This is a genomic window from Mesorhizobium waimense (genome assembly GCF_003601975.1).
GTDB lineage: Bacteria > Pseudomonadota > Alphaproteobacteria > Rhizobiales > Rhizobiaceae > Mesorhizobium > Mesorhizobium waimense.
This window is the reverse complement of the sequence record NZ_QZWZ01000002.1, coordinates 321,358-345,770: the sequence shown is the minus strand read 5'-3', so window position 1 is coordinate 345,770 and position 24,413 is coordinate 321,358. Positions and strand designations below refer to the sequence as shown.

The following is a 24,413-nucleotide window of genomic DNA, read 5'->3' as shown; positions in this document are numbered from 1 at the left end:
GCCGTCAGAAGAATGTCTTGGCGGCGGCTTCGGCATAGGTGCCGATCGGCCCGCCGATCAGCACATAGAACAGCACGAAGGCGCCGGAGACGCCGAGCACGAGGCGCAGTTCGCTGGCCATCGGCACGAAGCCGCCGACCGGCTCGTCGAACCACATGATCTTGATGATGCGCAGGTAATAGTAGGCGCCCACCACCGAGGCCAGCACGCCGATGATCGCCAGCGCATAGAGATTGGCGTTGATGGCGGCGAGGAAGACGTACCACTTCCCCCAGAAGCCGGCGAGCGGCGGGATGCCGGCCAGCGAGAACATCAGGATGGTGAGGATCGTCGCCATGACGGGGTTGGTCGACGACAGCCCGGCGAGGTCGCCGATCTGTTCGACGTTGCCCTCCTTGCGCCGCATGGCCAGGATGAAAGCGAAGGTCCCGAGCGTCATCACCAGATAGATCAGCATGTAGATGGCGACGCCGCGCACGCCGGCCTGGCTGTTGGCGGCAAGGCCGACCAGCGCATAGCCCATATGGCCGATCGAGGAGTAAGCCATCAGCCGCTTGATGTTGGTCTGGCCGATGGCCGCGAAGGCGCCGAGCGTCATCGACGCGATCGAGATGAAGACGATGATCTGCTGCCAGTCCGACGCAATCGGCTTGAAGGCGCCCATGGTGACGCGCACGATCAGCGCCATCGCCGCCATCTTCGGCGCCGCCGCAAGGAAGGCCGTCACCGGGGTCGGCGCGCCTTCATAGACGTCGGGCGTCCACATGTGGAACGGCACCGCCGAGATCTTGAAGGCAAGGCCGGCCAACACGAAAACCAGGCCGAAGACCAGGCCAAGCTGGCGCTCGCCGCTGCCGAGCGCCGTGGCGATCTCCTGGAAGCCGGTGTTGCCGGTGTAGCCATAGACCAGCGAGATGCCGTAAAGCAGCATGCCCGACGACAGCGCGCCGAGGACAAAATACTTTAGGCCGGCCTCGGTCGAGCGCAGATTGTCGCGATTGATCGCCGCCAGCACATAGATCGCCAGCGATTGCAGTTCGAGGCCGAGATAGAGCCCGATCATGCCATTGGCCGAGATCATCAGCATCATGCCGAGCGTGCAGAGCAGGATCAGCACCGGATATTCGAACTTGTCGAAATGCTCCGCCTTGGCGAAGCGCATCGACATGACCAGCGTCACCGCCGAACCGATCAGCGACAGCATCTTCATGAAGCGCGCGAACGGATCCTGGACGAAGGCGCTGCCATAGGCGGTGCCCTGCACGCTGGAGAAAGCCATCCAGAGGCCGGCCACCACCAGCACGGCGACGGCAAGGCCGGTCACCGTCATGGTGCTGTCGGAGCGCGAATAGGCGCCCACCATCAACAGCGCCAAAGCGCCGATGGCGAGGATCAGCTCCGGCGTCGAAAGCGAAAGGCTGGAGAGAAGGTCCGGCGTCATGGTTCGCAAAACCCCTGGTCAGTTCGCCGCCGCGGTCTGCGCGGAGCCGATGGATGCAGTGACATTGGTGACGAGCGCCTTGACCGATTCGGCCGTCGCGTCGAAGATGGGTGCGGGATAGACGCCGAAGAAGATGACCAGCACGACCAGCGGGTAGATGATCGCCTTCTCGCGCGTCGAAAGATCCAGCAGGCCCTTCAGGCTTTCCTTGGTCAGCGCGCCGAAGATCACCCGGCGATAGAGCCAGAGCGCGTAGGCCGCCGACAGGACGACGCCGGTGGCGGCGAAGAATGCCACCCAGGTGTTGACCCGGAACACGCCGAGCATGGTCAGGAATTCGCCGACGAAACCGCTGGTGCCGGGCAGACCGACATTGGCCATGGTGAAGATCATGAACACCGTGGCGTATTTCGGCATGTTGTTGACCAGCCCGCCATAGGCGTCGATGTCGCGCGTGTGCATGCGGTCGTAGATGACGCCGACGCACAGGAACAGGGCGCCGGAGACGAGGCCGTGGCTGAGCATCTGGAAGATCGCGCCCTGCACGCCTTCCTGGTTCATGGCGAAGATGCCCATGGTGACGAAGCCCATATGGGCGACCGACGAATAGGCGATGAGCTTCTTCATGTCCTCCTGCATCAGCGCCACCAGCGAGGTGTAGATGATGGCGACGACCGACAGCGTGAACACCAGCGGCGCGAACATTTCGGACGCCAGCGGGAACATCGGCAGCGAGAAGCGCAGGAAGCCGTACCCGCCCATCTTCAGGAGGATAGCGGCCAGGATCACCGAGCCGGCCGTCGGCGCCTCGACGTGAGCGTCGGGCAGCCAGGTGTGCACCGGCCACATCGGCATCTTCACCGCGAAGGAGGCGAAGAAAGCGAGCCATAGCCAGGTCTGCATGCTGGCCGGGAAATTATGCGTCAGCAGCGTCGGGATGTCGGTGGTGCCGGACTGGAAGAACATCGCCATGATGGCGAGCAGCATCAGCACCGAGCCGGCCAGCGTATAGAGGAAGAACTTGAACGAGGCATAGACACGCCGCTTGCCGCCCCACACGCCGATGATGATGAACATCGGGATCAGGCCGGCCTCGAAGAAGACGTAGAACAGCACGATGTCGAGCGCGCAGAACACGCCGATCATCAGCGTTTCGAGCAGCAGGAAGGCGATCATGTAGGCCTTGACCCGCTTCTGGATCGATTCCCACGACGCCAGGATGCAGAGCGGCATCAGGAACGTTGTCAGGATGACGAACAGCATCGAGATGCCGTCGACACCCAGATGGTAGGAGATGCCGGAATCCAGCCAGGCGAACTTCTCGACGAACTGGAAGCCGGCCTGCGAATTGTCGAAGCCCGTCCAGATGAACAGCGAGACGATGAAGGTGATGCTTGTCGTCCACAACGCGATGGCGCGGATGTTGCGGCGCGCATTTTCGCTGTCGTCGTTGATGAACAGGATGAGCAGCACACCCACCAGCGGCAGGAAGGTGACCAGCGAGAGGATTGGCCAGGCGGTCATCAGAGCATCATCCAGGTGACGAGTGCGGCAACGCCGATCAGCATGGCGAAGGCATAGTGATAGAGGTAGCCGGTCTGCAGCTTGACGACGCGGTTGGTGACGTCGACGACGCGCGCCGAAACACCGTCAGGCCCGAGCCCGTCGATGATCGTGCCGTCGCCGGTCTTCCACAGGAACCTGCCGAGCGCCTTTGCCGGCCGCACGAACAGGACGTCGTAGAGCTCGTCGAAATACCACTTGTTGAGCAGGAACGCGTAGAGCAGGCGATGGTTGGCGGCGACGCTCCGGGGCAATTCCGGCGAGCGGATATAGAACTTCCAGGCAACGCCAAAGCCGATGACCATGGCGAAGAACGGCGCCAGTTCGACCCACAGCGGCAGTTCGTGGATATCGTGCAGTATGTGATTGTCAGGCAGCGTGAACAGCGACGCCTTCCAGAACTCGGCATAGCCCTCGCCGATGAAGGCGCCATGGAAGATGATGCCGGCAAACAGCGCGCCCGCCGCCAGGATGAACAGCGGCACCAGCATCACCGGCGGCGATTCATGGACATGGTGCATGACTTCATGGCTGGCGCGCGGCTCGCCATGGAAGGTCATGAAGATCAGCCGCCAGGAATAGAAAGAGGTAAAGCAGGCGGCGACGACCAGCAGCACGAAGGCGGTGCCGGCAAACATATTGTGGCTGGCAAAGGCGCTTTCGATGATCGCGTCCTTGGAGAAGAAGCCGGCGGTGCCGATGACCGTCACCGGAATGCCGACACCGGTCAGCGCCAGCGTGCCGATCACCATCATCCAGTAGGTCTTCGGAATGAGCGTCCTCAGGCCGCCCATCTTGCGCATGTCCTGCTCGTCGGAAACGGCATGGATCACCGAGCCCGAGCCAAGGAACAGCAGCGCCTTGAAGAAGGCGTGCGTGAACAGATGGAAGATCGCCGCGCCATAGGCGCCGACGCCGAGCGCCACGAACATGTAGCCGAGCTGCGAACAGGTCGAATAGGCGATGACGCGCTTGATGTCGTTCTGGACGAGGCCGACGGTGGCAGCGAAGAAGGCGGTGAAGGCGCCGACGAATGTCACGACCGTCAGCGCCGTATGCGACAGCTCGAACAGCGGCGACAGCCTGGCCAGCATGAACACGCCGGCGGTCACCATCGTCGCGGCATGGATCAGCGCGGAGACCGGTGTCGGGCCTTCCATGGCGTCCGGCAGCCAGGTGTGCAGCGGCACCTGCGCCGACTTGCCCATGGCGCCCATGAACAAGAGCACGCAGACGACAGTCATCGCCGAATGCTTGTCGAGCGCATAGCCAAGGAAGGTAAGCACGGCCGCACCGTGCTCGGCGCCCTCGGCCGGAAGGAAGGTCGCCGCATTGGCGAAGATGGTGCCGAGATTGACCGAGCCGAACAGCACGAAGACGCCGAAGATGCCGAGCGCGAAGCCGAAATCGCCAACGCGATTGACGACGAAGGCCTTGATCGCCGCGGCGTTGGCCGAGGGCTTTTTGTACCAGAAGCCGATCAGCAGGTAGGACGCCAGGCCGACGCCTTCCCAGCCGAAGAACATCTGCACCAGATTGTCCGCCGTCACCAGCATCAGCATGGCGAAGGTGAACAGCGACAGATAGGCGAAGAAGCGCGGCCGGTTCGGATCGTGGTGCATGTAGCCGATCGAATAGATATGGACCAGCGCCGACACCGTGTTGACGACGACCAGCATCACCACCGTCAGCGTGTCGATCCGCAGCGCCCATGCCGCGTCGAGCCCGCCCGACTGGATCCAGCGCAGCACCGGCACGGTGAACACCTCGCCCCCGCCGAAACCGACCGAGAAGAAGGCAACCCACGACAGCACCGCCGAAATCACCAGGAAACCGGAGGTGAGGTATTCGGAGGCCTTGGCGCCGAGCGAATTGCCGAACAGGCCGACGATCAGGAAGCCGAGCAGCGGAAGGAAGACGATGGCCTGGTACATGGTGGTTTCCGTCAACCCTTCATCATGTTCACGTCTTCGACCGCGATCGAGCCGCGGTTGCGGAAGAAGACGACAAGAATGGCGAGACCGATGGCCGCTTCGGCCGCCGCGACCGTCAGCACGAACAGCGCGAACACTTGGCCGACGAGATCGCCGAGCGCCGCCGAGAAGGCGACGAAATTGATGTTGACCGCCAGCAGTATCAGTTCGATCGACATCAGGATGACGATGATGTTGCGGCGGTTGAGGAAGATGCCGAACACGCCGAGCGTGAACAGGATCGCCGATACGGTGAGGTAATGTGCGATGCCGACGACCATATCAGATGCCCTCGCCCGATTTGACCTTGCGGATTTCCATGCCGGTGGCCGGCGTGCGGCCGACCTGGGCCGCGATCGACTGCCGCTTCACGCCCGGCTTGTGGCGCAGCGTGAGCACGATGGCGCCGATCATGGCGACCAGGAGCACGAGGCCGGCAATCTGGAAGTAGTAGAGGTAGTCCGTATAGAGGATGTCGCCGAGCGCCGCCGTGTTCGAGCGTGTGGCAAGGTCCGGAATGGGTTTTGAAACTGTCGCCGCCAGGTGCGGCGCGAAGGTGTAGCCGCCGAGCACGACGATCAGCTCCGCCGCCAGGATCAGCCCGACCAGCGCGCCGATCGGCGCATATTGCAGCGCGCCTTCCTTCATCTCGGCAAAGTCGACGTCGAGCATCATGACGACGAACAGGAACAGCACCATGACCGCGCCGACATAGACGACGAGCAGGATCATCGCCAGGAACTCGGCCCCGGTCAGCATGAACAGGCCGGCGGCGTTGAAGAAGGTCAGGATCAAGAACAGCACCGAATGCACAGGGTTGCGCGACGAAATGACCATGAACGCCGATGCCACGGCGACAAAGGCGAAGAGGTAGAAAAAGGCCGCCTCAAGTCCACTCAGCATGGGTTCCCCCGGGTTCCTGTCCGAACAGGACGTTCGTCCTGTTCGTTCTCTCTGGCTTCGTTCCGCCTCCGGTGCCGAAGCCGCGTGTTCCTTAGACGAGGCCCCTCGCCCCGTCCATGCGTCAAATGTCAGCGATAGGGTGAGTCCAGCGCGATGTTGCGCGCCAGTTCGCGCTCCCAGCGGTCGCCATTCGCCAGCAGCCTGTCCTTGTCGTAATAGAGCTCCTCGCGCGTCTCCGTCGCGAACTCGAAATTCGGCCCCTCGACGATGGCGTCGACCGGGCAGGCTTCCTGGCAGAAGCCGCAATAAATGCACTTCACCATGTCGATGTCGTAGCGCACGGTGCGCCGCGTGCCGTCATTGCGGCGCGGCCCGGCCTCGATGGTGATGGCCTGCGCCGGGCAGATCGCCTCGCACAGCTTGCAGGCGATGCAGCGTTCCTCGCCGTTCGGATAGCGGCGCAGCGCGTGCTCGCCGCGGAAGCGCGGGCTGATCGGCCCCTTCTCGTGCGGATAGTTGATCGTCTCCTTCGGCGCGAGGAACTGGCGCATCGACAGGAAGAAGGCGCTGACGAACTCCTGCAGCAGCAGCGATTTTGCGGCCTGGGAAAGAGCGGACATCACGCAAACCCCGTGATCTTGAGGAAGGCGGCGGTGGCGACCACCATAAACAGCGAGATCGGCAGGAACACCTTCCAGCCCAGCCGCATCAACTGGTCGTAGCGGTAGCGCGGCACGAATGCCTTCACCATCGAGAACATGAAGAACATCAGGCAGACCTTGAGCACGAACCAGATCAGCCCCGGCACCCAGGTGAACGGCGCGAAGTCGAAGGGCGGCAGCCAGCCGCCGAGGAACAGGATGGTGGCCAAAGCGCACATCAGAACGACGGCGACATATTCACCGAGGAAGAACAGCAGGAACGGCGTCGAGGAATATTCGACCATGTGGCCGGCGACCAGTTCCGATTCGGCCTCGACGAGGTCGAAAGGCGGGCGGTTCGTCTCGGCCAGCGCCGAGATGAAGAAGACCACGAACATCGGGAACAGCGACAGCCAGTGCCAGTCGAGGAAGGTGTTGGGCAGGCCAAGCCGCGTGCCCAGCCCATCGTGTTGCGACAGCACGATGTCCGACAAATTGAGCGAGCCGACGCAGAGCAGCACGGTGACGATGACGAAGCCGATCGAGACTTCGTAGGACACCATCTGCGCCGCCGAGCGCAGCGCGCCGAGGAACGGATATTTCGAATTGGAGGCCCAGCCGCCCATGATCACGCCATAGACCTCGAGCGAGGAGATGGCGAAGACATAGAGGATACCGACATTGACGTTGGCGATCGCCCAGCCCTCATTGACCGGAATGACGGCCCAGGCCGAGATCGCCAACACCGCCGATACCAGCGGCGCCAAAAGGAACACGCCCTTGTTTGCGCCGGACGGGATCACTGGTTCCTTGAAGACGAATTTCAGCAGGTCGGCGAAGGCCTGCAGCGTGCCCCATGGTCCGACGACGTTCGGGCCGCGGCGCAACTGCACCGCCGCCCAGATCTTGCGGTCGGCATAAAGCAGATAGGCGACCGCGATCAGCAGCACGACGATCAGCACGACCGATTTCAAAAGGATGATCAGCGCCGGCAGCACGTAGATGGAGAAGAAAGTGTCCATGCTTATTCCGCCGCCTGCTTGAAGCCGCTCTTGGCCAGCGCCGAGCATTCCGCCATCACGGCAGAGGCCCGCGCGATCGGGTTGGTCAGGTAGAAATCCTTCACCGGCGAGGTGAAGGTGCCCTTGTTCAGCCGCCCGCCGAGCTTCGCCACCTTGGCGATGTCGTCGGCGCTGCCCGCCGCAACCTGGTCGATGCGGGCAAGATGCGGATATTCGCTATAGAGCTTGGCGCGCAGCTGCGGCAAGGAATCGAAGGGCAGCTTCTTGCCCAGAACATCGGACAGCGCCCGCAGGATCGCCCAGTCCTCGCGCGCATCGCCCGGTGCGAAGCCGGCGCGGTTGGTCTGCTGGACCCGGCCTTCGGTGTTGACGTAGGTGCCCGACTTTTCGGTATAGGCGGCAGCCGGCAAGATGACATTGGCGCGGTGCGCGCCGTGATCGCCATGGGTGCCGATATAGACGACGAAGGCGCCGCCGGTCTTGCCCATGTCGATCTCGTCGGCGCCGAGCAGGAACAGGAGATCCGTCCCGCCAAGCATGCCGGCGACGTTCTTGCCGCCCTCGCTCGGCACGAAGCCGAGATCGAGGCCGCCGACACGGCCCGCCGCATTGTGAAGCACGGCAAAGCCGTTCCAGTCGGCCCGGGCGGCATTGACGGCGGCGGCCAGCTTCGCCGCCTGTCCGAGAACGGCCGCACCATCGGCGCGCGCCAGAGCGCCCTGGCCGACAATGATCAGCGGATGCGTCGCCTTCTTCAGCACCTCGAAGAACTTGCTGTTGCCGTCGGCCAGGTCCTTCAGGGAATCCGGACCAGCGCCCAGCTGCTCATACTCATAGCGCGTGTCGCCGACCTCGCCGATGACGCCTACCGGCAGATTGCCGATGCGCCAGCGCTTGCGGATGCGGGCGTTGAGCACCGAGGCCTCGAAGCGCGGATTGGCGCCGATGATCAGCACCGCGTCGGCCTGCTCGATGCCTTCGATGGTCGGGTTGAAGATGTAGCTGGCACGGCCAAGTGACGGATCGAGGGCTGCACCATCCTGGCGGCAATCGGTATTCTTCGAGCCGAGCGCGGCCATCAAAAGCTTCAGTGCGTAGATCTCCTCGACCGCCGCAAGATCGCCGGCAATGGCGCCGATCTTTTCTGGCGCCGTCGTAGAGACCTGTTCCTTGATCGCGGCGAAGGCTTCCGCCCAGCTTGCCGGCGCCAGCTTGCCGTTCTTGCGCACATAGGGGCGGTCGAGGCGCTGCGTGCGCAGGCCGTCCCAGATGAAGCGGGTCTTGTCCGATATCCATTCCTCGTTCACCGCCTCGTTGACGCGCGGCAGGATGCGCATCACTTCGCGGCCGCGGCTATCGACGCGGATCGCCGAACCGACGGCGTCCATCACGTCGATGGATTCGGTCTTGGTCAGCTCCCACGGCCGCGCCTGGAAGGCGAACGGCTTCGAGGTCAGCGCGCCGACCGGACACAGGTCGATGACATTGCCCTGCAGCTCCGAGGTCATGGCGCTTTCGAGATAGGTGGTGATCTCGGCATCCTCGCCACGGCCGATCAGGCCGAGCTCGGAAATGCCGGCGACCTCGGTGGTGAAGCGGACGCAGCGCGTGCAGTGGATGCAGCGGTTCATCACTGTCTTGACCAGCGGCCCGATATACTTGTCTTCGACGGCGCGCTTGTTCTCGTGATAGCGCGAGGAATCGACGCCGAAGGCCATCGCCTGGTCCTGCAGGTCGCACTCGCCGCCCTGGTCGCAGATCGGGCAGTCGAGCGGATGGTTGATCAGCAGGAACTCCATCACGCCTTCGCGGGCCTTCTTGACCATCGGCGTGTTGGTGAAGATTTCCGGCGCCTCGCCGTTGGGGCCGGGGCGCAGGTCGCGTACGCCCATGGCGCAGGACGCTTGCGGCTTGGGCGGACCGCCCTTCACCTCGATCAGGCACATGCGGCAATTGCCGGCGATCGACAGCCGCTCATGAAAGCAGAAGCGCGGCACTTCCGCGCCCGCGTCCTCGGCCGCCTGCAGCAGCGTGTAATGGTCGGGTACAGTGATCTCTTTGCCGTCGACCTTGAGCTTTGCCATCAATTGCCCCCGGCGGTCTTCGCCGTCTCATATGCCTGGATGAGGTCGCCAAGGCTGATGCCGTTGATCATCATGCCGGCGACTTCTGCGTTTTCTATCTTCACGTTGCTCATGTTCACATTGGTGAAAAACGTATTCGAGAGATTTGCGTCTTCCACCTTGGAATTGGTCAGGTTGGTGCGCTGGATCCTGGCCGCCGACAGGTTGACGTTGTGGAACTGAGTGTTCGACATGTTCACGTCATCGAAGCTCGAATTGGCGACGATGGCATTGCGAACGTCGAGAACGTCACGCTTGTCGTGGACCTCCATGCCCTACCCCTGCCTCTTGGCCCTGGCGGCGAGCACAAGCGCAGCCGCCTGGCGGGTCCAGTCGTCACGACCGATGCGGCCGGCCAACGACAGATAGTCCTCGACCCAGGCGATCTCTTCCGGCGTCCAGGCCGCGATCTGTGCATGGGTCCAGATGCCCAGGCCGTTCAGCACCTTCTCCAGCTTCGGCCCGATGCCCGATATCGCTTTGAGATCGGACGGCTTGGCCGGCCGCTCCAAAGGCTTGGGCTGCCTGAAATCCTCGGGCATCAGCCCGGTTGCCGCATTGCCTGCCACCGTGTCGGCGCCGGCGGTGTCCTGTGCCTTCTCAACGGTGTTGGCGGCAATGTCGGTCACATCCCTGGCGAAGATCTGCGCCTCGGCTATCAGCGTCTTGGTCGCCTTGCGCGCCTTGGAAGAGCTTTCTGCGGCGTCCGAAAACACTTCGCTCCTTGCCTCGAAATCATCGACGATCGGCTGGAACAGCCGCTGCGAAGCCTCGGCCGCGCCGGTGAGCGCGCCGAGCCAGACGCCAAAAGCGTGGTTGGCAAGGCCGACGCTGAGCGCCGACATCGCCGCAGCACTCGCGACAGGATGAGCGAACAGATTGACGGCGCTTGCCATCTCCTTCGGCATCATCCTGGTCAAGTCCTGGTTCATCTTCTCGAACTGGTCCATGTCGGGCATCATTGGGTAGGGTATCGAATACGGCGCCATCGGTCGTCTCCTGGTCGTTTCTTCGTATGCCCCGCCCGGTATCCTCGTCTCGGGCCTTCGCCCGTATTTCGATTTCTATTCCGCAGCCACCATCACCGGCTCCGCCCGGTGCGCGTTGCGCGAAAACTCGTCGATGCGCCGCTCCACCTCGCCGCGGAAATGCCGCATCAGGCCCTGGATCGGCCATGCTGCCGCGTCGCCCAGCGCGCAGATCGTGTGGCCTTCAACCTGCTTGGTGACGTCGAGCAGCATGTCGATCTCGCGCTTCTGCGCCTCACCGCGCACCAGCCGTTCCATCACCCGCCACATCCAGCCGGTGCCTTCGCGGCACGGCGTGCACTGGCCGCAGCTCTCATGCTTGTAGAAATACGAGAGCCTGGCGATCGCCTTCACGATATCGGTCGATTTGTCCATGACGATGACAGCCGCTGTGCCGAGGCCCGACTTCAGGTCGCGCAGCGCGTCGAAATCCATCGGCGTGTCGATGATCTGCTCGGCCGGCACCAGCGGCACCGAAGCGCCGCCCGGAATGACCGCCAGGAGATTGTCCCAGCCGCCGCGGATGCCGCCGCAATGCGTCTCGATCAGCTCACGGAACGGGATCGACATCGCCTCTTCGACGGTGCACGGATTGTTGACGTGGCCGGAGATGCAGAACAGCTTGGTTCCGACATTGTTCGGCCGCCCGAAGGACGAGAACCAGGCCGCGCCCCGGCGCAAAATGGTCGGTGCCACCGCGATGGACTCGACATTGTTGACAGTCGTCGGGCAGCCATAAAGGCCGACATTGGCCGGGAATGGCGGCTTCAGCCGGGGCTGGCCCTTCTTGCCTTCAAGGCTTTCGAGCAGCGCCGTCTCCTCGCCGCATATATAGGCGCCGGCGCCGTGATGCATGTAGATGTCGAAATCATAGCCGGAAATGTTGTTCTTGCCGATCAGCTTGGCCTCATAGGCCTCGTCGATGGCGCGCTGCAGCGCCTCGCGCTCCCGGATGAACTCGCCGCGCACATAGATGTAGGCGGCAATTGCACCCATGGCGAAGCCTGCGATCAGGCAGCCCTCGACCAGCGTGTGCGGGTCGTGGCGCAGGATGTCGCGGTCCTTGCAGGTGCCGGGCTCGGATTCATCGGCATTGACGACAAGGTAGCTCGGCCGGCCGTCGCTCTGCTTGGGCATGAACGACCATTTCAGCCCGGTCGGGAAGCCGGCGCCGCCGCGGCCTCGCAGGCCCGACGCCTTCATCTCGTTGACGATCCACTCGCGCCCCTTGGCGATGATGCCGGGCGTGTTGTCCCAGGCGCCGCGCGAAATCGCCCCGGCCAGCGACTTGTCGAAGCGGCCGTAGATGTTGTTGAAGATGCGGTCTTTGTCCTGAAGCATTGTTCGTCCCTCAGACCGGCTTCTTGCCGAAGACGCGGATGTATTCGGCGACCCCGCCCTTGGCGAGCGCCTTGGCCTGCTTGACCCAGTCGTCGCGCTCGATGCGGCCGTGGAAGCTCAGATAGCCGTCCACCCATTCGCGCTCGGCCTTCTTCCAGGACGCGACCTGCGCGAAGGTGAAGATGCCCAGCTCGTGCAGGGTGCCCTCGATCTTCGGCCCGACACCGGAAATCAGCTTGAGATCGTCGACAAGAGCCGGCTTGGCGATGCCGGCCGGGCGGTTCTTGTCGTCGAGCGACGGTTTTGCGGGTTTCGCCGCCGACACTTTGGCTTCCGGCGCCTTGAATGCGGAAGCAGGCTCGGCCTTGTTCTTCGGACCGCTGCGCTGCTTCGAAACCCGTTCGACTTCCGGTGCCGCCTTGTTGGCGTTGGCGGCCGAATGCGGCGGGGCCGAGACGCTCGCTGCCTTTTCCACGGCAGGCGCAACCTTGACCGGTGAAGGCGATTTCAACGCCGGGCTGGTTTCCGGCGCGTCGGTCTTCGGCTTGCTGGCCTTCGACGGCGCGACAGGGGCAGCCGGCGCCGGCACGGGCTCGGCGACGATCGCGTCGGGCGCCGCCCTGGCGGCCTTTGTTGCCGCCTTGGCTTCCTTGTCGCGCGTCGACTTGAGGATCGCCTTTTCGCTGGTCAGAGTCGTCAGGCCGGTGATTGGCTCGGACGTGGTGCGGCCATTCTGTGGCCCGGGCGTCACCGATGCGCCCTTGCCGGCACCGTAAAGATCGATGATCTCGGCCAGCCGCTCGGGCGTCAGGTCCTCGAACGTATCCTTGAAGATCATCACCATCGGCGCGTTGACGCAGGCGCCGAGGCATTCAACCTCCTCCCACGACAGCGTGCCCTTGTCGTTGGTGTGGAACTGGTCGTGATGGATCTTGGAGCGGCACACATCCATCAACGCTTCCGAGCCGCGCAGCATGCAGGGCGTGGTGCCGCAGACCTGAATATGCGCGCGCGTGCCGACCGGATTAAGCTGGTACTGCGTGTAGAAGGTCGCGACTTCGAGGCCACGGATATAGGGCATGCCGAGCATGTCGGAGATCGTCTCGATCGCCGATTTGGTCACCCAGCCTTCCTGCTCCTGCGCCAGCATCAGCAAGGGGATGATCGCCGACTGCTCGCGGCCCTTGGGATATTTCTTGATCCATTGCTTGGCCGCCGCCGCATTCGCCCGGTTGAAGGCGAAGGACGCTGGCTGGACGCTGGCTTCTGCGAGACGGCGGACTGACATTTAGCGATCGACCTCACCAAACACGATGTCGAGGGAGCCAAGCACGGCGGTGACATCGGCCAGCATGTGGCCGCGGCACAGGAAATCCATGGCCTGCAGATGCGCGAAGCCTGGCGCGCGCAGCTTGCAGCGGTAGGGCTTGTTGGTGCCGTCCGAGACCAGATAGACGCCGAATTCGCCCTTCGGCGCCTCGACGGCCGCATAGACCTCGCCGGCCGGCACGCGGTAGCCCTCGGTGTAGAGCTTGAAGTGATGGATCAGTGCTTCCATCGAGCGCTTCATCGCCTGGCGCTTCGGCGGCACCACCTTGCCGTCGAGATTCGACACCGGGCCGGTGCCCTCCTTGCCGAGCAGAAGATCGACGCACTGGCGCATGATCTTGGCCGACTGGCGCATCTCTTCCATGCGCACCAGATAACGGTCGAAACAGTCGCCGTTCTTGCCGATCGGAATGTCGAAATCCATCTCCGGATAACATTCATAGGGCTGCGATTTGCGCAGGTCCCAGGCCGCGCCCGAGCCGCGCACCATGACGCCCGAAAAACCCCAGGCCCAGGCATCGGCCAGCGACACCGTGCCGATGTCGACGTTGCGCTGCTTGAAGATGCGGTTGCCGGTGAGCAGCGCATCGAGATCGTCGAGCGACTTCAGGAACGGATCGATCCACTTGCCGATGTCCTCGACCAGCTTCTGCGGCAGGTCCTGGTGCACGCCGCCGGGGCGGAAATAGGCCGCATGCATGCGCGAGCCGGAGGCGCGCTCGTAGAACACCATCAGCTTTTCGCGTTCGACGAAGCCCCACAGCGGCGGCGTCAGCGCACCGACGTCCAGCGCCTGCGTCGTCACATTGAGGATGTGCGACATGATGCGGCCGATTTCGGAATAGAGCACGCGGATCAGCTGGCCGCGCTTCGGCACCTCGATGCCGAGCAGCCGCTCGGCCGCGAGCGCAAAAGCATGCTCCTGGTTCATAGGCGCGCAATAATCGAGCCGGTCGAGATAAGGCACCGCCTGCAAATAGGTCTTGTGCTCGATCAGCTTTTCGGTACCGCGATGCAACAGCCCGATATGCGGATCGACGCGATCGACAACCTCGCCGTCGAGCTCAAGCACCAACCTCAAAACACCATGCGCTGCAGGGTGTTGAGGTCCAAAGTTGATGTTAAAATTGCGGACGGAGGTTTCAGGCATTCTGGCGCCTCAATTCGTCTTGGCTTTTTCGTCGCCCGGCAGGACGTAATCCGTCCCTTCCCACGGCGAGAGAAAATCGAAATTGCGGAATTCCTGCTTGAGCTCGACCGGCTCGTAGATGACCCGCTTGGCCTCGTCGTCGTAGCGCACTTCCACGAAACCGGTCAGCGGGAAATCCTTGCGTAGCGGATGGCCTTCGAAACCATAGTCGGTGAGGATGCGGCGCAGGTCTGGATGGCCCGAAAACAGCACGCCATAGAGGTCGTAGGTCTCGCGCTCGAACCAGTCGGCGCCGGGATAAACGGCGGTGAGCGACGGCACCATCGTTTCCTCGTCGGCCTGGACCTTGATGCGGATGCGCAAATTCTGCTTCGGCGACAAAAGGTGATAGACGACGTCGAAGCGCCTGGCCCGCGATGGATAGTCGGCGCCGCAGACGTCGATGATCGAGATGAACTGGCAGCGCTGGTCGTCGCGCAGGAAGGTCGCCACCTCGATCAGGTCGCCCGCCTCGACCGAGACGGTCAGCTCGCCATAGGCCAGCACCGCGTTGTTGACCCTGCCGATCAGCTTCTCGCCCAGATAGGTCGAGAGTTCGTTCAACGACTGGCTCATGGGTTCACCGTTCGATCGTGCCGGTGCGGCGGATCTTCTTCTGTAAGAGAAGAATGCCGTAAAGCAGGGCTTCGGCGCTCGGCGGGCAGCCGGGCACATAGATGTCGACCGGCACGATGCGGTCGCAGCCGCGCACCACCGAATAGGAATAGTGGTAGTAGCCGCCGCCATTGGCGCAGGAGCCCATCGAGATGACGTAGCGCGGCTCCGGCATCTGGTCGTAGACCTTGCGCAGTGCCGGCGCCATCTTGTTGGTCAGCGTGCCGGCGACGATCATGATATCGGACTGGCGCGGCGACGCGCGCGGCGCGACGCCGAACCGCTCCGAGTCATAGCGCGGCATCGAGGTATGGATCATCTCAACGGCGCAGCAGGCGAGACCGAAGGTCATGAACATCAGCGAGCCGCTGCGCGCCCAGGTGATCAGCGCCTCGGTCGAGGTAACGAGAAAACCCTTGTCGGCCAGCTCGTTGTTGATCTCGAGGAAGAACGGATCGTCGGAACCGACCGGTCGACCGGTATTGGGGTCGATGATGCCCTTGGGCTTCGGTGCGACGAGCGTGCCGGAACTGTCGTTCAATCCCATTCCAGCGCTCCTTTTTTCCATTCATAGGCAAAGCCGATGGTCAGCACCGCCAAAAACACCATCATCGACCAGAAACCGAGCATGCCGATCTTCGAGAAGGACACCGCCCACGGAAACAGGAAGGCCACTTCCAGATCGAAGATGATGAACAGGATCGACACCAGGTAGAAACGGATGTCGAACTTCATGCGGGCATCGTCGAAGGAGTTGAAGCCGCATTCGTAAGCGGAAAGCTTTTCCGGGTCGGGGTTGCGGTAGGCCACCAGGAACGGCGCAATGATCAGCGCCAAGCCGACGACCAGCGCCACGCCGATGAAGAGGACTATGGGCAGGTACGAACTCAAAAGTGCGTTCATGCTGCGGCTTTCCGTTGGCGGTCAATCCACTTTGATTACAGCAACCAACCTTAATGCGGAAGCGTGACAGATTAACCGCTGAACCGTTTTAGGTGGCCTATGCTGCAACGCGGCGAGGGTTAGCGCAGCGCTTTCGGCGAAGCAAGTCAAACCTTGTTCAAAACGCGGTGCTGGACGGCATATCCCGGAAAACTGGTCCGATCCGCTCCTGTTTGATTTCCTTCACTTTTTACTCCAGTTTTCTCTCCTGACATATATCCCGCCAAAACCCTGCTAGCATGGCTAGGAATCATCGGGTTTTTGCTTCGCTTGAACAGCATCAAGGCGCCGTCCGCATGAAGGAAAAGATCTCGCTCGGCATGGCCCGGCGCATCGCTCTCGCAGCACAGGGATTTACCGACCCGAGACCGGGCGGCACACCGGATCGCCGCCACCTTGCCCGCGTTTTTTCCCGTACCGGCCTGCTGCAGATCGATTCCGTCAGCGCGGTGGTGCGCGCCCACTATATGCCGCTCTATTCACGCCTTGGTTCCTACCCGTTCGCTTTGCTCGACAATGCCGCCGTGACGCGCAAGCGCACGGTGTTCGAATATTGGGCGCACGAGGCGTCCTTCCTGCCGGTCGAGACATACCCGCTGATGCGCTGGCGCATGCAGCGGGCCGAGCGCGGCGATGAAATGTATCTGGGGCTCGCCAATTGGGGCCGCGAACACGCCGCCTATATCGAGGAGATCTATCGCGAGGTCGTTTCGCGTGGCCCGATCGCGGCATCCGCGCTCGAAGGCCAGAAGGGGTCGGGCGGCTGGTGGGGCTGGAGCCACGCCAAACACGCCTTCGAATGGCTGTTCTGGGCCGGGCGCATCACCACGGCATCACGTCGCGGCTTCGAGCGGTTTTACGATCTGCCCGAACGCGTCCTGCCGCAGGCAGTCCTCGACCTGGCGGTGCCCGCCGCTGAGGATGCGCACCGCGAATTGCTGCGCATCTCAGCCCGCGCCCATGGTGTCGCCACCGCGGGCGACCTGCGCGACTACTTTCGCTTGTCGCCAGCCGACATGAAAGGCCGCCTCGAGGAACTGGTCGAAACGGGCGAGCTGCTGCCGGTGCGCGTCGAAGGCTGGGACAAGCCGGCTTACCTGCACAAGGACGCCCGTTTGCCGCGCCGGATCGAGGCGCGCGCTCTGCTGGCGCCATTCGATCCGGTCGTCTTCGAACGAGCGCGGGCGGAGAGATTGTTCGATTTCCGCTACCGCATCGAGATCTACACGCCGGCCGAAAAGCGCCAGTACGGCTATTATGTGATGCCGTTCCTCCTCGGCGACCGGATCGTCGCGCGCCTCGACCTCAAGGCTGATCGCCCAGCAAGCGTGCTGCGCGTCCACGCCGCCTACGCCGAAGCCTGCGCACCACCCGAAACCGCCGCTCAGCTCTTCGAGGAATTGAAGCAGATGCAAGGCTGGCTCGGCCTGGAGCGCATCGAAGTGACGCCAGCGGGCGATCTGGGTCCGGCGCTTGCCGACATGGCCGTGTCGTAGACGCGCGTTGACACGACTGTCCCTACAAGCCTAAATCCGCTGCAGACGGTCTCCTCTCGGCAAAGGGAGGAGCCAAGAGGGAATGCGGTGCGGGATCTGAAGATCTCAAATCCGCGGCTGTCCCCGCAACTGTAAGCGACGAGCCTCAGCCGAAAACCACTGGGATGTTCCCGGGAAGGCGGCACCGAGGCGATGACCCGCGAGCCAGGAGACCTGCCGTCTGAGACATAAAGAATCCGATCGCCTGGCGGGTTTTCCGGGCAAGGAGCCTGATTTGGAGCGCGACAGCAGTTTTCCGGCTGAGACAGCGGACATATTGTCCGGCGGCGGCGATTCCCTCGCCGGCGTCACCGTCATTGTCTGCGCCTCCTGCCGCGACGAGACCGGCTCCGATGGCCATCCCCGTGCCGGCGCGCTGCTCGCCGATGATGCGCGCCGCGCCGCTTCGGGCGAAGACCTCCGCATCCGCACCGTCGAATGCCTCGGCAATTGCAAGCGCCGCCTCAGCGCTGCGATCCTGCGCGACGGCTGCTGGAGCTACGTCTTCGGCGACCTTACCACGACCAGCGGCGCCGACCTCGTCACCGGCGCAAAGCTCTTCGCCACCTCGACCGACGGCCTCATTCCCTGGCGCGGGCGACCCGATTCCCTGAAGCGCGGCCTCGTCGCGCGCATCCCTCCCCTCGACATCCTGAAGGACTGACCATGACCGCTTCCGTGTCCCGCGTTCCTTGCACCGTCGTCACCGGTTTCCTCGGCGCCGGCAAGACGACGCTGATCCGCCATCTGCTCGAGAACGCCGGCGGCAAACGTATTGCGATCATTGTGAATGAGTTTGGCGACATCGGCATCGACGGCGAGATTCTCAAGGGCTGCGGCATCGACACTTGCCCGGAGGAAAACATCGTCGAACTGGCCAATGGCTGCATCTGCTGCAGCGTGGCCGACGATTTCGTTCCGGCGCTCGACCAGATCCTGTCGCTGACGCCAAAGGTCGACCACATCCTGATCGAGACTTCCGGCCTGGCTCTGCCAAAGCCGCTCGTCCAGGCTTTCCAGTGGCCGACGGTGAAGAGCCGGGTGACCGTCGATGGCGTCATCGCCGTGGTCGACGGCCCGGCGCTGGCCGAAGGCCGCGTCGCCAACGACATGGACGCCCTGCAAGCGCAGCGCGCCGCCGACAACTCGCTCGACCATGACGATCCGGTCGAAGAGGTGTTCGAGGACCAGATCGCCTGCGCCGACCTGATTATCCTGTCGAAGAGCGACCTGATGGACGCCGCCGGTTCGGCTCGCGCCAACACCATCATCAACGAACACTCAGCCCGCGCCGTGAAGATCGTGCCGACGTCGCATGGCAAGGTCGATCCCTCCGTACTGCTCGGCCTCGGTCTCGCCGTCGAGGACGACATCGAGAACCGCAAATCCCATCATGACGGCGCATTCGACCACGAGCATGACGACTTCGACACGTTCATCGTCGACATTCCCTCGATCGCCAATCCGGATGAGTTGGCAAAACGCGTCGCCACCGTGGCCGAGGAAGAAAACGTGCTGCGCGTCAAAGGCTTCGTCGAGGTCGGCGGCAAGCCGATGCGGCTCCTGCTGCAGGCCGTCGGCCCGCGCGTCAATCACTATTACGACCGCGCCTGGACGGTGGATGACGACCGCCGCTCGCGCCTGGTCGTCATCGGCCTGAAGGGGCTGAACCGCCCGGCCATCGAGCGTATCCTCGCCGGCTGAGGCAAAACCGAACCGCGATGCACATCCTCACCACAACATCCGCCTCGCTCGACGACCTCGCCGAGCCTGTCGATCTCCGGCAGACGCCGGCGGATATCGTGGCGCTGTCCTTCACCGACAGCGATCTCTCCGGACTGGCGGCGGCGTGGAAGGCGGACGCGGCGCGCCTGCCGTCGATGCGGCTGGCAGCGCTTCGCGATCTGCGCCATCCGATGTCCGTCGATCTCTGGATCGACAGCGTGGCGCGACATGCCAGGGTCATTCTCGTCCGCATCCTCGGTGGCTACGACTGGTGGCGCTACGGCTGCGACCAACTCGCCGCGATTGCGCGTGAGCGCGGCATAAAACTGGCGCTGCTGCCCGGCGAGAGCCACGACGAGGATTTGCGGCTGATCGAAGCCTCGACACTGCCGCGTGCGGAGTTGGACGCGCTGCTTGGCTATTTCCGCGAGGGCGGCCCGGCGAATATGGCGGTGCTGGTGCAGAGGCTGGCTCGGTTGGCGGGGGCGAATGCCGATGTCGTCGAGCCGGTCGCGGTGCCCAAGGCGGGATTTTACGAGCCTGGACGAGGCGTCGTGGATAAGCCGGGCCTTTCGAATGTCTGCGCCGCCGTCATCCCCATCCTGTTCTACCGCTCGATGCTGCTCGCCGCCGATGTCGCGCCGATCGACGCGCTTTTTGAAGAACTCAGAGCGCGCGGCATGGCGCCCGTGCCGATCTTTGTCTCGAGCCTCAAGGACCCGGTTTCGCTCGCCTTTGTCGAGACGTCACTCGCCGCGCTGAACCCCGCCGCGATCATAACCGCGACCGCCTTCGCCTCCGGCGCCGAACCCGGCGTCGAAACCCTGTTCGACCGCGCCGGCGTGCCGGTCTTCCAGGTCATCGTCGCCACGACCAGGCGCGACGTCTGGGAGAAAAACCAGCGCGGCCTGGCGCCTGCCGACCTTGCCATGCATGTCGTGCTGCCCGAACTCGACGGCCGCATCCTGGCCGGCGCCATCTCCTTCAAGGGTGAAAGCGAAACCGATCCGGCACTGGCCTTCCGCGCCTTCGCCAACCGGCCGGAGCCGGACCGCGTCGCGCAGGTGGCAAACCGCATCGAGGCGTTTGTCCGCCTCCAGCGGGCGCCGCGCGCGACGCGCAAACTTGCCATCCTGATCCCCGACTATCCCAGCGCCCCCGGCCGCACCGGCTATGCCGTCGGCCTCGACGTGCCGTCCAGCGTGCTCGCCATGCTGCATGATCTGAAGGAACAGGGCTACGCCGTTGAAGGGATTCCGCAATCGCCGCGGATGTTGCTGGAGATGCTGGAAAAGGGTGGCCACGGGCTCGCCTTGGAGGATTACCTCGCCTTTTCGGCGGAGCTACCCGAAGCCGCGCGTGAAGCGATGGAAGCGGCGTGGGGGAAAGCCAATAACGACCCTCACATCAATGCGCCCCCCTCTGTCCTGCCGGACATCTCCCCCACAAGGGGGGAGATCGGCAGCTTCGCCGACGGTGCCAGCTTTCCAACGTTGGAGATTGGCGAAGGCAGAGACGAGAGCGCAATCTCCCCCCAAGTGGGGGAGATGTCTGGCAGGACAGAGGGGGGCGCGACAGAACGCCAACCTTTGCAGAGATTTGGCGAAAAGCACTTCCCCTTCCGCGCCGCGACCTTCGGCAACATCACCGTGGCGCTGGCCCCTGATCGCGGCCGGTCAGCCGACCGCCGCGCGGACTATCACGACCCGACGCTCCCCCCGCGCCACGAACTGATCGCCTTCGGCCTCTGGCTGCGCAATTCCCTCGGCGCGCACGCCCTCATCCATGTCGGCGCCCACGGCACGCTCGAATGGCTGCCCGGCAAGACAGTCGCGCTCTCGGCAACCTGCTTTCCCGAAATCGTCACCGGTCCCCTGCCCGTCATCTATCCCTTCATCGTCTCCAATCCCGGCGAAGCGGCGCAAGCCAAGCGGCGCATTGCCGCCATCACGCTTGGCCATCTGCCGCCGCCGCTGACTGGCGCCGGGCTGGACGAGAACCAGCACAAGCTTGAACGGCTGGTCGACGAATATGCCCAGGCCGACGGGCTCGACCGCCGCCGCCGCGACCGGCTGGCTAGGCTGATCGTCGAGACGGCGCAGAAGACCGGGCTTGCCGCCGAGGCCGGTGTCGCCAGGACGGATGCTCCCGACGAAGCGCTGCGCCGCATCGACGCCTGGCTTTGCGATCTCAAGGATTTCGCCATCAAGGATGGCCTGCATATCTATGGGCGCTCGCCCGAGGGGGAAGCCGATCCGCTGCGCCTGCAAAGTGCGGCGGCCGAGATGTCAGCGCTTTTGGCGGCGCTCGACGGCCGCCACGTCAAGGCCGGTCCGGCCGGTGCGCCGGCGCGCGGCCGTTCCGACGTGCTGCCTACGGGCCGCAACCTGTTCACCTCGGACCCGCGCACCATGCCGACGCCGACTGCCTTTGATCTGGGCAGAGCGGCGGCCGAGGAAGTGGTGCGAAGCTACATGCAGTCGCATGGCGACTGGCCGCGCTCTCTGGTCATCGACCTGTGGGGCTCGGCGTCGCTGCGCACCGGCGGCGAGGAGATCGCCCAAGGCCTGGCGCTGATGGGCTGCCGGCCGCAATGGGATGCCGCGACCGGCCGCGTCACCGGCATAGAAGTGCTGCCGCCGGCAACGCTCGGCCGACCGCGCGTCGATGTCACTTGGCGCATTTCGGGCCTGTTCCGCGACATGTTCCCGACCCAGATCGCCCTTATCGACGCCGCCGCCAATGCCGTTGCCACCCGCGACGAGGACGCTTCGGAAAACCCATTGGCGGCCAGGACCCGCACCGAGGGCAAGATCAGCCCGCGCATTTTCGGCACCTCGCCCGGCACCTACGGCGCCGGCGTCGAAGACATTTTGGCAAGCGGCGACTGGGCGGCGCGTGAAGAAATCGGCCGCGCCTATCTCGACGCCACCTCGCACGCCTATGGCGGCGCCGACGGCGAAGCGGTCTCCGCGCCTGGCGCCTTCGAAACCCGGATCGCCGAGGCCGACCTCCTCGTCCATACCGGCGACGACCCCGGCCGCGACATTTTGGAAGGCTCCGCCGATGTCGCCTTCATCGGCGGTTTTTCGGCAGCTCTTGCGGCCCTCGGCAGGAACGCCGACGTCATCGTGCTCGACACCACGGACCCGCAAATGCCGAAACCACGCTCGGTCGGAGAAGCCGTGTCTCGCGTCGTTCGCGCCCGCTCCGTCAACCCGCGTTTCATCGCCGGCCAGATGCGACACGGCCCGCGCGGCGCCTCGGAATTTGCCGAAACGGTTGACCGGCTGGTTGGCTTTGCCGAAACGACGAACGCCATATCCGGCGCGCTGATCGAGGCCGTGCATGACGCCTATCTCGGCGATCCAGACGTTCGCGCCTTCATCCTGCGCGAGAACCCGGCGGCGGCCAAAGTTATCGCCGAGCGGTTCCAATCGGCACGGCGGCGCGGCCTCTGGCATCCGCTGCGCAATTCGATCGACGACGATCTCGCCACCCTGATCGCCGAAGCCCAAGGAGTGGCGGCATGAACGCCTTCTCCCGCCGCGGCGCCTGCCCTGCTCTCAGCAAGCCGATGCAGACCGGCGACGGACTTCTGGTGCGGCTCAACCCGGTTGCTGGAGGACTATCGCCGAAGCTTTTGATCGGACTCGGCGAATCAGCCTTGCGGCACGGCAACGGCATCATGGAAGTGACCGCCCGCGGCAGCCTGCAGATCCGGGGATTGACTCTGGAGAGCGCGCGTCTGCTGGCTGGAGAGGTCGGCGCGCTGGGCATTGCCGTGCGCACCGGCGTGCCGGTCGAGACCGGGCCTCTGGCCGGGCTCGACCCGCAAGAAGTCGCCGACCCGCGGTCGTTGGCGGAGAGCATTCGCGCAGCGATCGATGAAGCCGGACTGGCGCAGCGGCTAGGGCCGAAGGTTTCGGTGATCGTCGACGGCGGCGGGCAGTTGGTCATGGATGCGGTGACGGCCGATGTGCGGCTCGTTGCAACGCGCACCAATGCGGGAATCCAGTGGCGGGTGTCTGTTGCGGGCGACGGGCAGGCAGCGACGCCGCTTACCGTTGTTGAGGAAGATGCGGCCCGGGATATCACGGTCGCGGCTCTGAGGATGATTGCCGAGAAAGGCCGCGACGCGCATACAAGGGATTTGACTGAGAGGCAGCTGACATCTCTCGCAAGCTGGCATTCCTTCGCGCCCCCCTCTGTCCTGCCGGACATCTCCCCCACTTGGGGGGAGATCGGCAACTCCGGCGACGGCTCCGTTTCTGTAATCTCCCCGCACTCCTCGACTTCGTCGATTGGCGAAAGCAGAGGCGCGAGCACAATCTCCCCCCAAGTGGGGGAGATGTCCGGCAGGACAGAGGGGGGCGCGAAGGAACGCTTTCCTCTGACACCTTCGGCCCGCTCGCCCGTCGGCATCTTCGAATTGGCCGCAGCCGGCCATGCCCTCGGCATAGGCCTGCCCTTCGGCAGCATGCCGGCACAAAAGCTCATCGACCTCACCCAACGCGCCTTCACCCTGGGCGCAACCGAAATCCGCCTGGCACCCGGCCGCGCGTTGCTTGTCCTGGGCATCTCCCCATCCGCCTGCCCCGCTCTTCAGCATGCTGCCGCCACCCTCGGCTTCGTCACAACCCCATCCGACCCACGCACCAGGATCGCCGCTTGCCCCGGCTCGCCGGCCTGCGCCTCCGGCCAAATCGCCACCCGCGACATCGCCGAGACCATCGCCTCGGAAAACGCCGACATCCTCGATGCCTCCCTCACCCTGCACATTTCCGGCTGTACCAAGGGCTGCGCGCATCCGGGCAAAGCGGCGCTGACATTGGTCGGTGACGAAAACGGAGCCGGACTTGTCGTGGACGCGACTGCAAAGGCTCTTCCTGCCGGATACAGGCCGGGCTATGACGCCGCGCGCGGTGTCAGTGGCGTTGCAGCGGCAATCCGCAAAGAACGACTTCGAGGCGAGACCGCCGCCGCCTGCCTAGCAAGGCTTGGCGCGGCCGGCATCGCAGAAGCTTACCGACAGGAATGAGC

General features: G+C 64.0%; 22 protein-coding genes and 1 riboswitch. Of the genes, 5 read left to right on the top strand and 17 right to left on the bottom strand.

The genetic code is table 11. From position 1 onward, the window contains the following. Positions 1 to 4: 4 nt before the first annotated feature. The 17 genes from nuoN to D3227_RS41455 all read right to left on the bottom strand — a co-directional run bounded on the left by nuoN (position 5) and on the right by D3227_RS41455 (position 16,394). Complete coding sequence (nuoN, locus tag D3227_RS04205; RefSeq protein WP_120012773.1) at positions 5 to 1,441, bottom strand: NADH-quinone oxidoreductase subunit NuoN; 1,437 nt, start codon at positions 1,439 to 1,441, stop codon at positions 5 to 7. Positions 1,442 to 1,459: 18 nt separating this feature from the next. Beyond that, positions 1,460 to 2,965, bottom strand: coding sequence for an NADH-quinone oxidoreductase subunit M (locus tag D3227_RS04200; RefSeq protein WP_120012771.1), 1,506 nt, complete (start codon positions 2,963 to 2,965; stop codon positions 1,460 to 1,462). Next, a complete protein-coding gene (gene nuoL / locus D3227_RS04195; protein ID WP_120013051.1) occupies positions 2,965 to 4,938 on the bottom strand; it encodes an NADH-quinone oxidoreductase subunit L in 1,974 nt (657 codons plus the stop codon). Before nuoL ends, D3227_RS04200 begins: the two co-directional genes overlap by 1 nt. An 11-nt stretch (positions 4,939 to 4,949) precedes the next feature. Then, positions 4,950 to 5,258, bottom strand: coding sequence for an NADH-quinone oxidoreductase subunit NuoK (gene nuoK, locus D3227_RS04190; protein WP_023798863.1), 309 nt, complete (start codon positions 5,256 to 5,258; stop codon positions 4,950 to 4,952). Between the two features lies 1 nt (position 5,259). Beyond that, the gene (locus D3227_RS04185; RefSeq protein ID WP_120012769.1) at positions 5,260 to 5,880 is read right to left on the bottom strand and encodes an NADH-quinone oxidoreductase subunit J; all 621 of its coding nucleotides are present in this window, start codon (positions 5,878 to 5,880) and stop codon (positions 5,260 to 5,262) included. A 128-nt stretch (positions 5,881 to 6,008) separates the two neighbouring features. After that, the gene (gene nuoI / locus D3227_RS04180) at positions 6,009 to 6,500 is read right to left on the bottom strand and encodes an NADH-quinone oxidoreductase subunit NuoI (RefSeq protein ID WP_120012767.1); all 492 of its coding nucleotides are present in this window, start codon (positions 6,498 to 6,500) and stop codon (positions 6,009 to 6,011) included. Continuing rightward, entirely contained in the window at positions 6,500 to 7,543 is a 1,044-nt protein-coding gene (nuoH, locus tag D3227_RS04175; protein ID WP_120012765.1) for an NADH-quinone oxidoreductase subunit NuoH, read from the bottom strand. Before nuoH ends, nuoI begins: the two co-directional genes overlap by 1 nt. Positions 7,544 to 7,545: 2 nt before the next feature. Beyond that, positions 7,546 to 9,627 carry an NADH-quinone oxidoreductase subunit NuoG gene (nuoG, locus tag D3227_RS04170; RefSeq protein ID WP_120012763.1) on the bottom strand — a complete coding sequence of 694 codons (2,082 nt, stop codon included), beginning with the start codon at positions 9,625 to 9,627 and terminating at the stop codon, positions 7,546 to 7,548. Next, positions 9,627 to 9,938: a pentapeptide repeat-containing protein gene (locus D3227_RS04165; RefSeq protein ID WP_120012761.1), complete on the bottom strand. Its 312-nt coding sequence runs from the start codon at positions 9,936 to 9,938 to the stop codon at positions 9,627 to 9,629. Before D3227_RS04165 ends, nuoG begins: the two co-directional genes overlap by 1 nt. A 3-nt stretch (positions 9,939 to 9,941) precedes the next feature. Beyond that, complete coding sequence (locus D3227_RS04160) at positions 9,942 to 10,655, bottom strand: NADH-quinone oxidoreductase subunit E (RefSeq protein WP_120012759.1); 714 nt, start codon at positions 10,653 to 10,655, stop codon at positions 9,942 to 9,944. 75 nt (positions 10,656 to 10,730) lie between these two features. Further along, positions 10,731 to 12,035 (bottom strand): NADH-quinone oxidoreductase subunit NuoF, encoded by a 1,305-nt coding sequence (nuoF, locus tag D3227_RS04155; protein ID WP_120012757.1) that lies wholly within the window; start codon positions 12,033 to 12,035, stop codon positions 10,731 to 10,733. A gap of 10 nt (positions 12,036 to 12,045) precedes the next feature. Then, a complete protein-coding gene (locus D3227_RS04150) occupies positions 12,046 to 13,323 on the bottom strand; it encodes an NADH-quinone oxidoreductase subunit E (RefSeq protein WP_120012755.1) in 1,278 nt (425 codons plus the stop codon). After that, positions 13,324 to 14,514, bottom strand: a complete 1,191-nt coding sequence (locus D3227_RS04145) for an NADH-quinone oxidoreductase subunit D (protein WP_120012754.1) — start codon at positions 14,512 to 14,514, stop codon at positions 13,324 to 13,326. Positions 14,515 to 14,523: 9 nt separating this feature from the next. Further along, a complete protein-coding gene (locus D3227_RS04140) occupies positions 14,524 to 15,129 on the bottom strand; it encodes an NADH-quinone oxidoreductase subunit C (RefSeq protein ID WP_120012752.1) in 606 nt (201 codons plus the stop codon). A 4-nt stretch (positions 15,130 to 15,133) separates the two neighbouring features. Continuing rightward, positions 15,134 to 15,715 carry a NuoB/complex I 20 kDa subunit family protein gene (locus D3227_RS04135; protein WP_006203252.1) on the bottom strand — a complete coding sequence of 194 codons (582 nt, stop codon included), beginning with the start codon at positions 15,713 to 15,715 and terminating at the stop codon, positions 15,134 to 15,136. Further along, complete coding sequence (locus D3227_RS04130; RefSeq protein WP_006203254.1) at positions 15,706 to 16,071, bottom strand: NADH-quinone oxidoreductase subunit A; 366 nt, start codon at positions 16,069 to 16,071, stop codon at positions 15,706 to 15,708. The genes D3227_RS04135 and D3227_RS04130 overlap by 10 nt, the downstream gene beginning before the upstream one ends. Before the next feature lie 146 nt (positions 16,072 to 16,217). Next, entirely contained in the window at positions 16,218 to 16,394 is a 177-nt protein-coding gene (locus D3227_RS41455) for a hypothetical protein (RefSeq protein ID WP_167480584.1), read from the bottom strand. A 12-nt stretch (positions 16,395 to 16,406) separates the two neighbouring features. On the opposite strand from D3227_RS41455, the gene D3227_RS04125 reads away from it, so the two are divergent. The 5 genes from D3227_RS04125 (at position 16,407) to cobG (ending at position 24,411) form a co-directional block, all read left to right on the top strand. Further along, a complete protein-coding gene (locus tag D3227_RS04125) occupies positions 16,407 to 17,606 on the top strand; it encodes a winged helix-turn-helix domain-containing protein (protein ID WP_120012750.1) in 1,200 nt (399 codons plus the stop codon). A 29-nt stretch (positions 17,607 to 17,635) separates the two neighbouring features. Continuing rightward, positions 17,636 to 17,841, top strand: a riboswitch (cobalamin riboswitch). A 39-nt stretch (positions 17,842 to 17,880) separates the two neighbouring features. After that, the gene (locus D3227_RS04120; RefSeq protein ID WP_120012747.1) at positions 17,881 to 18,309 is read left to right on the top strand and encodes a DUF1636 family protein; all 429 of its coding nucleotides are present in this window, start codon (positions 17,881 to 17,883) and stop codon (positions 18,307 to 18,309) included. Positions 18,310 to 18,311: 2 nt separating this feature from the next. Further along, the gene (gene cobW, locus D3227_RS04115) at positions 18,312 to 19,349 is read left to right on the top strand and encodes a cobalamin biosynthesis protein CobW (RefSeq protein WP_120012745.1); all 1,038 of its coding nucleotides are present in this window, start codon (positions 18,312 to 18,314) and stop codon (positions 19,347 to 19,349) included. 17 nt (positions 19,350 to 19,366) lie between these two features. Beyond that, positions 19,367 to 22,903, top strand: a complete 3,537-nt coding sequence (locus tag D3227_RS04110) for a cobaltochelatase subunit CobN (RefSeq protein ID WP_120012743.1) — start codon at positions 19,367 to 19,369, stop codon at positions 22,901 to 22,903. Continuing rightward, positions 22,900 to 24,411 (top strand): precorrin-3B synthase, encoded by a 1,512-nt coding sequence (cobG, locus tag D3227_RS04105; RefSeq protein ID WP_120012741.1) that lies wholly within the window; start codon positions 22,900 to 22,902, stop codon positions 24,409 to 24,411. Before D3227_RS04110 ends, cobG begins: the two co-directional genes overlap by 4 nt. Positions 24,412 to 24,413 lie beyond the last annotated feature (2 nt).